The organism is Rhizobium sp. ARZ01, assembly GCF_014851675.1.
Lineage (GTDB): Bacteria > Pseudomonadota > Alphaproteobacteria > Rhizobiales > Rhizobiaceae > Mycoplana.
This window is the reverse complement of sequence record NZ_JACVAE010000012.1, coordinates 1-444: the sequence shown is the minus strand read 5'-3', so window position 1 is coordinate 444 and position 444 is coordinate 1. Positions and strand designations below refer to the sequence as shown.

Genomic DNA, 444 nt, shown 5'->3' with positions numbered 1-444 from the left:
GCCCCATCCAGTCGCAGGCAGACCAACCGCTGCAGGCCGCCTGGCGGGCGCTGGCGAGTGGGCAACCGGATGGCGATGCGGCCTGGCAGGCCTGCCTCGCCCAGCGTGGCATCGAGGATCCCGCCCTGGCGGCCGATGCCCTGCGCCCCCAGTGGCAGTTGCTGCAGGCGGTGCGTCTGCTCAGAAGCGGCAGCAAGCCCGCTCAGGTGCTGGCCAAGCTCGGCTATCGGGATGAGACGGCGCTGGACGGCGCCTGCCAACGCTGGCTCGGACTGGCACTCGACACCCTGTCGCAGCAGCCCGCCCAGTAAGCCGGATGAGGAAACAAATAATGGTGAAAGCGATCCAGTTTCATGGCCGGCGGCCGTTAATAACAGGCAGCTCATCGCTTTCATCATCCTCTATGCTGAATGCCAAGCCGACCGCCACCGTTTAGTTCAACAG

The 444-nt window shown here is 65.5% G+C and carries 1 protein-coding gene; it reads left to right on the top strand.

What is annotated here, in order from left to right:
* On the top strand, positions 1–311 hold a 311-nt coding region (locus IB238_RS24295; RefSeq protein WP_210333716.1), incomplete at its 5' end, for a hypothetical protein.
* Positions 312–444: the final 133 nt, after the last annotated feature.